Source organism: Clostridium sp., assembly GCF_040797585.1.
Taxonomy (GTDB): Bacteria; Bacillota; Clostridia; order Clostridiales; family Clostridiaceae; genus Clostridium_Z.
On sequence record NZ_JBFNEO010000145.1, the window covers coordinates 1 to 7444 of the forward strand.

The window sequence follows — 7444 nt, forward strand, 5'->3', positions numbered from 1 at the left end:
CTGTAAAAGAATTGCTGGTTCTTTATCTTAATTCTGTTTAATTTTCAAAGACCACATCGCCCTCAAGCGACTTCTTTATATTATCATCTTTCCACAATCATGTCAATACTTTTTTAAAAAAGTTTTTAACTTGATATATGTTACTTTCTTGCTAAGATTGCTGTGAACCTTAGCGATGTATTAAATCTTATCATAATGTATACTTTATATTATATTAATTTGTTTTATATATGCTCTTTATATTATTATATCTTTAAAATACTACTTATACCTATCTTTTATTTATATTGATACACTTGGACAAGTATACATCTTAATATTTATAAATTGCCTGAATAACTAGTATATTAATAAAAAAGCATGAGTTATACCTCAAAAGTATGACTCATGCTTTTTACTTACATCCTATTCTTTATCATCTTCCACACTACCTGTAGAATCTTCAATTTGATCATTATTTATTTCTGTTACATCAACTTCTATAGAATCACTATTTTCTGTTTCTTCTTCTTGAAGCTCATCTTCATTGATTGTTATTTTAGCTATAGCAACTATTTTTTGTTCTTCAATAGTTCTCATAAGTCTTACACCCATAGCACTTCTACTTGTAATTGATATATCCTGAACATTAATTCTTATAGCAACACCACTAGAGTTTATAAGCATTAATTCATCTTCACCCTTACATACTCTAGCTGATACCACAACACCTGTCTTATCATTAATTTTATATGTCTTTACTCCTTTTCCGCCTCTGTTCTGTATAGGATATTCTTCAATTTTAGTTCTCTTACCATATCCCTCTTCACTTACTACAAGGAGCTCTTCATCAGGTACAATTATATCCATAGCTACTGCTATATCATCTTCTCTTAGAGTTATAGCCTTAACCCCTGATGCATTTCTTCCCATATGCCTTACATCTTTCTCACTAAATCTTATGGAATATCCATATTTAGTTACCATTATTATTTCTGCATCTCCATGGGTTACTTTTACCTTTAATAGTTCATCGCCATCTCTTAATCCTATGGCATTTAATCCATTCTTTCTTATAGATGCATATTCTTTTAATTTAGTTTTCTTAATAATACCTTGCTTTGTTGTCATTATTAAGTAACCATCTTCATCCATGTTCTTAATATCTATAGATAATACATCTTTAATCTTTTCATCTTGAGTTAATGGTATAAGGTTTATTATATTAGTTCCTTTAGCAGTTCTACCCGCATCTGGAATTTCATATGCTCTTAACCTATATACCCTACCCCTATCTGAGAAGAATAATAAATCTCTATGAGTAGATGTTATTATAACTCTACCTACAGAATCATCCTCTTTAGTGGTCATGGCTTGAATTCCCTTTCCACCTCTCTTTTGAGCAGAGTATGTATCAGCAGATATTCTCTTTATATAACCTGTATCTGTTAATGTTATAACTACATCTTCTTCTTGAATTAGATCCTCTATATCTATATCATTTGCAACTTTTTCTATAGCAGTTCTTCTTTCATCTGAATAAGATGTCTTTATTTGCATTAATTCATCTTTTATTATATTTAATACTAATTGTTCTGTTTCTAATATCTCTCTTAACCTATTAATCAAGGTCATTAATTCATTATATTCATCCTCAATCTTATCTCTTTCAAGACCTGTAAGTCTTCTAAGTCTCATATCTAATATTGCTTGAGCTTGTTTTTCACTTAATCCAAATCTAGAAATAAGCGTCTCTCTTGCAACGTCAGTTGTTTTAGATCCTCTTATTATGCTTATAACTTCATCTATGTGATCTAAAGCTATTTTTAATCCTTCTAAGATATGAGCTCTTTCCTCTGCTTTCTTTAACTCAAAGGCTGTTCTTCTTCTTATAACTACCTTTTGGAAGTCTACATAATGATTTAAAACCTCTTTTAAGTTTAAAACTTGAGGTTCATTATCAACTAAAGCAAGCATTATAACTCCAAATGTGTCTTGCATCTTAGTATGCTTATACAATAAGTTCAATACAACACTAGGATTTGCATCCCTCTTAAGCTCTATAACAATTCTCATACCATCTCTATCAGACTCATCTCTAAGATCAGATATTCCTGTTATCTTTTTATCCTTAACAAGATCAGCTATATTTTCTATAAGTTTAGCTTTATTTACTTGATATGGTATTTCTGTAACTATTATTGTGTGTCTTCCCTTTTCTTCCTCTATCTCAGCTTTAGCTCTTACAAGGATTTTACCTCTTCCAGTTTCATAGGCTGCTCTTATTCCTGATGTTCCCATTATTATTCCTGCTGTAGGAAAGTCTGGTCCCTTTATCTTTGTCATAAGTTCAGTAACAGTAACTTCTGGATTATCAATAAGCATTATAGTTCCATCTATAACTTCTCCTAGGTTATGTGGAGGAATATTTGTTGCCATACCTACAGCTATTCCTGAGGATCCACTTACTAAAAGATTAGGAAATCTAGATGGTATTACTGATGGCTCTTTTTCTTCTCCATCAAAGTTTGGAATAAAATCAACAGTATCCTTGCTTATATCTCTTAGAAGCTCAGTAGCAATCTTACTCATCTTCGCCTCTGTATATCTCATAGCCGCTGCTGAATCTCCATCTACAGAACCAAAGTTTCCATGACCATCAACTAATGGATATCTTATAGAAAAATCCTGTGCCATTCTTACTAGTGCATCATAAACTGATGAATCACCATGTGGATGGTACTTACCTAGAACGTCTCCGACTATTCTAGCACACTTTCTATATCCTTTTTCAGGACTTAATCCTAATTCTTGCATAGAGAATAAGATTCTTCTATGAACTGGCTTTAAACCGTCTCTAACATCTGGAAGAGCACGACCTACTATAACGCTCATAGCATAATCTATATAACATTTTTTCATCTCATTTTTTATGTCTACGGGTACAACATTTCCTTCATTGTACATGTTCTTCACCTCATTAAATCACTATATATCTAGGTTTACTACCTTTTTAGCATTCTTTTGTATGAATTCTCTTCTTGGCTCAACCTTATCTCCCATTAATATAGTGAATATTTCGTCTGCAGCAATAGCATCATCTATATTTGCCCTTAAGAGTATTCTTCTTTCAGGATCCATCGTTGTCTCCCAAAGCTGCTCTGCATTCATCTCTCCAAGACCCTTATATCTTTGAATAGATACACTTGTATCTTTTCCACCAAGATCATTTAAAATATTATCTAGCTCTCTGTCAGAATAAGCATAGTATTCTTTCTTACTCTTACTAATTTTATATAAAGGCGGTTGAGCTATATACACATGACCTTGTTCTATAAGTTCTCTCATATAACGATAGAAGAAGGTTAATAAAAGAGTTCTAATATGAGCACCATCAACGTCTGCGTCTGTCATTATTATTATTCTATTATATCTTATCTTCTCTATATCAAACTCATCACCTATACCTGCACCAAAAGCTGTAACCATTGATCTTATGGTTTCAGAGTTTAATATCTTATCAAGTCTTTGTTTTTCTACATTCATTATCTTACCTCTTAAAGGTAAAATAGCCTGGAATCTTCTATTTCTTCCTTGCTTTGCAGATCCTCCCGCTGAGTCCCCTTCGACTATATATATTTCACACTCTGAAGGATCCTTAGATGAACAGTCTGCAAGTTTTCCTGGAAGAGATGTTCTTTCTAATACTGACTTTCTTGTAAGCTCTCTAGCTTTTCTTGCTGCTTCTCTTGCTCTAGCAGCTACAAGTGCCTTATCAATTATTATTTTACCAACGTTAGGGTTTTCCTCTAAGAAGGTGCTTATTCCATCAGCAACTATAGTTTCAACTACGCTTCTTATTTCACTAGTTCCAAGCTTAGTCTTTGTCTGTCCTTCAAACTGGGGGTCAGTTAACTTAACAGATACAACCGCAGTTAATCCTTCTCTTATATCATCACCTGATAGGTTTTTATCATTTTCTTTTAGGTGTCCAAATTTCTTACCATAGTCATTAAATACTCTCGTTAAAGCTGTTTTAAATCCAACTAAGTGAGTACCACCTTCTATAGTTGCTATATTGTTAGCAAAGGAGAATATATTTTCTGCATAACTATCATTGTACTGAAGAGATACCTCCACAGTATGATCGTTCTTTATACCCTCTACATATATTGGCTCCTTATGTAAGACCTCTTTATTTCTATTTAGGTATTCTACAAAGGATTTTATACCACCTTCATAATGATATTCCTCTATCTTATCTTCTCTCTCATCAGTTAATGTTATATTAATTCCTTTATTTAAAAAGGCAAGTTCTCTTAATCTTTGTGATAGAATCTCAAAATCATATTCTACTTCCTCGAATATTTCTGGATCTGGCTTAAAATAAGTTTTAGTACCATGTTTGTCACTTTCACCTACTTTTTCAAGATCACTCTTTACTACACCTTTTTCATATCTTTGCTTCCAAACAGATCCTTCTCTTGTTACTTCAACTTCACATTCTGAAGATAGAGCATTAACAACAGATGCTCCAACACCATGGAGTCCTCCAGATACTTTGTATCCTCCTCCTCCAAATTTACCTCCAGCATGAAGAATTGTCATTATTACTTCCACAGTAGGTTTACCCATCTTAGGATGTATACCAACAGGCATACCTCTACCATCATCTTGAACACTTATGGAATTATCCTTATGAATAGTAATATATATTTTTTTACAGAATCCCGCTAAAGCCTCGTCTATACTATTATCAACTATTTCATACACTAAATGATGAAGTCCTCTTGAACTTGTAGTACCAATATACATTCCTGGTCTTTTTCTAACTGCTTCTAATCCCTCTAAGACCTGAATTTGACTTTCATCATATGATTGATTATTTTGTTCCACTATAAAAAACCTCCTAGCTTAACTAATTGTTAAAGGTCATAGTTTATATCTGTTCTCTTAGTTAATGTAGCAGATGATATAGGTGAAAGATATATCTTTGATTTCTTATTAACCTCTGCAATAACAAAAGACTTTGGCTTATCTTTAGTTATTCTTTCAACAAATCCATCTTCTTCGGCCAACCTTAAAAATTGAGTAGTATCTGAACTATACATACTTGTTTCTATATCAAATATTCCTATAACATCCTTTACTGGAACCACTACATTTTCTCCTAAATGTAAAAACACACTCTCTCCTCCTCTATACTTCTATATGACCCTCTTCTACATTGAACACTTTATAATTTCCTTGTAAATTTTCGTTGATATCTTCTATTCCTGTACATGTTATTATAGTTTGAATATCATCAATAGAGCTTAATATATACTTCTTTCTGTTTATATCAAGCTCTGATAATACGTCGTCTAAAAGGAGTACAGGATACTCTCCAGTTAACTCTTTGATTATTTTAAGGGAAGCAAATTTCATTGTTAAGACAGCGGTTCTTTGTTGCCCTTGAGACCCAAAGCTTTTAGCATCTATCTGATTTAAATATATTCCTAAATCATCTCTATGAGGTCCAACAGAGGTGTTGCCTTTATCAATATCTTTTTTCCTATTAGCCGCTAAATTACTTTTTAAGTTTTCTTTTATATCCTTTGAAAGATCAACAGAGGTAATATATCTAAATTCTATATCTTCTTTATTAGACGTTATATCCCTATGTATATCTTTTCCATGAATATTTAATTTATTTAAGTATTCTAACCTTTTTTTTATTATATACTCACCAAAAGAACTAAGCTGTTCATCATATATGTCAATCATAGCTGAATCAGAAGTTCTTTTCTTTAATATAATATTTCTTTCGTTTAGAACCTTATTATATTGAACCAAAGAATGATAATACTTAGGATTCAACTGGGATATCTCCATATCAATAAATTTCCTTCTAACACCTGGTGATTCTTTTACAACCCTCAAGTCCTCTGGTGAAAACATAACTACGTTAAATGTCCCAATAAGCTCTGAAATTTTATTTATCTTTATTGAGTTTATAGTTATTGCCTTTTTACCATTTTTTAAAATATTTATATTTATTTTTTTATCCAATCTTTCTCTGGATACATGGAGATTAATTATTGAGTTCTCTTTATCCCATCTAATAAGTTCTTTATCTTTACTAGTTCTGTGAGACTTACCAAATCCACAGTAGTAAATTGATTCTAATACATTTGTTTTTCCTTGGGCATTGTCTCCCTTAAAAACATTAACACCTTTTACAAGGTCTATACTAAGTAACTCATAATTTCTATAATCTTTTAACTGCAAATATTTCACATACATATGAAACACCTATTTAAAATTATATCATATTTGTTTTCAAATAAATTATATAACTTTATAACTTTCTCCATTAAATTCGATAACATCACCTTTTTTAAGCTTTTTTCCTCTTTGGGTGCATACATCTCCATTAACATATACTTCCCCTTCTTGGATAACAATTTTGGCTTCTGATCCCATACTAACAGCACCTGACCATTTTAAAAAGGCATCTAATTTTATTATATCCGTTTCTACTGTAACTTCTATCATTTTTTCCTCCTAAAGAAATTATTTAACTAATCTAACTGGAAGAACAAGGTATTCACAGTTTTGTGTATTTTTATGCTTTATGATGCATGGGCTTACAGCACTTGTAAATTCTAATACCACTTCTTCCTCTTCTGTTATTTTTAAAATGTCAATTAAATACTTGGAGTTAAATGCAATTTGAAGAGATTCCCCTTGCAATTCTATAGAAACTTCTTCTCTAACCTTTCCCAATTGAGAATTAGAAGTTATTATTAAATTGTCAGGTTGTATGTCTAATTTTATTAAATTGCTATTTCCATCCTTAGCCATAAGCGAAGCTCTCTCAATACAACTTTGAAGTTCTTGTCTTTTTACAGTAACGTTAAGTTTATGTTCTTGAGGAATTATTGAACTATAATTTATAAATTCTCCCTCTAAAAGTCTAGATATAATTTTTGTAACTCCAAGATTAAATAGTATATGGTTAGTTGTAAATGTTATATTTACTATATCTTCGCTTTCTTCAAGTATTTTAGCAACTTCATTTAATGTTTTTCCTGGTATTACAGCACTTATAGTATTTTCCGTATCTAAAATTTCGCTTCTTAATGCAAGTCTGATACCATCTAATGCAACTAAATTTAGTGTTTTTTCCTTAACTTCGAATAGAACTCCAGTAAGTATAGGTCTAGTTTCGTCTTGAGCTACTGCAAAAGAAGTTCCCTTAATCATATTTTTTAAAGTTCCTTGTGGTACAGAGAAAAACTCATTTTCATTTATTTTAGGTAACTTAGGAAACTCATCTGCGTTCATATGAACAAGTTCAAAATCAGATTTTTGGCAATGGATATTAAGAATATTATTCTCTTGAGATTCTAGTATTATTTCAGAGTTAGGAAGTTTTCTTACGATTTCTCCAAATATCTTAGAATCTACAACTATCCTACCC

6 protein-coding genes are annotated in these 7444 nt (G+C 31.4%); all 6 read right to left on the bottom strand.

Translation table 11 applies throughout. The features are described from left to right. Positions 1 to 405: 405 nt before the first annotated feature. The gene (gene gyrA, locus AB2369_RS09620) at positions 406 to 2946 is read right to left on the bottom strand and encodes a DNA gyrase subunit A (protein ID WP_367666266.1); all 2541 of its coding nucleotides are present in this window, start codon (positions 2944 to 2946) and stop codon (positions 406 to 408) included. Positions 2947 to 2967: 21 nt separating this feature from the next. Next, positions 2968 to 4875 (bottom strand): DNA topoisomerase (ATP-hydrolyzing) subunit B, encoded by a 1908-nt coding sequence (gyrB, locus tag AB2369_RS09625; RefSeq protein ID WP_367666267.1) that lies wholly within the window; start codon positions 4873 to 4875, stop codon positions 2968 to 2970. A gap of 29 nt (positions 4876 to 4904) precedes the next feature. Continuing rightward, positions 4905 to 5165 carry an extracellular matrix regulator RemB gene (remB, locus tag AB2369_RS09630; RefSeq protein WP_367666268.1) on the bottom strand — a complete coding sequence of 87 codons (261 nt, stop codon included), beginning with the start codon at positions 5163 to 5165 and terminating at the stop codon, positions 4905 to 4907. Positions 5166 to 5178: 13 nt separating this feature from the next. Further along, entirely contained in the window at positions 5179 to 6264 is a 1086-nt protein-coding gene (gene recF, locus AB2369_RS09635) for a DNA replication/repair protein RecF (RefSeq protein ID WP_367666269.1), read from the bottom strand. A gap of 45 nt (positions 6265 to 6309) precedes the next feature. Continuing rightward, on the bottom strand, positions 6310 to 6516 hold the full coding sequence (locus AB2369_RS09640) for an RNA-binding S4 domain-containing protein (RefSeq protein WP_367666270.1): 207 nt from the start codon (positions 6514 to 6516) through the stop codon (positions 6310 to 6312). An 18-nt stretch (positions 6517 to 6534) separates the two neighbouring features. Then, positions 6535 to 7444 (bottom strand): DNA polymerase III subunit beta (gene dnaN / locus AB2369_RS09645; RefSeq protein WP_367666271.1); only part of this gene is annotated, 910 nt, incomplete at its 5' end.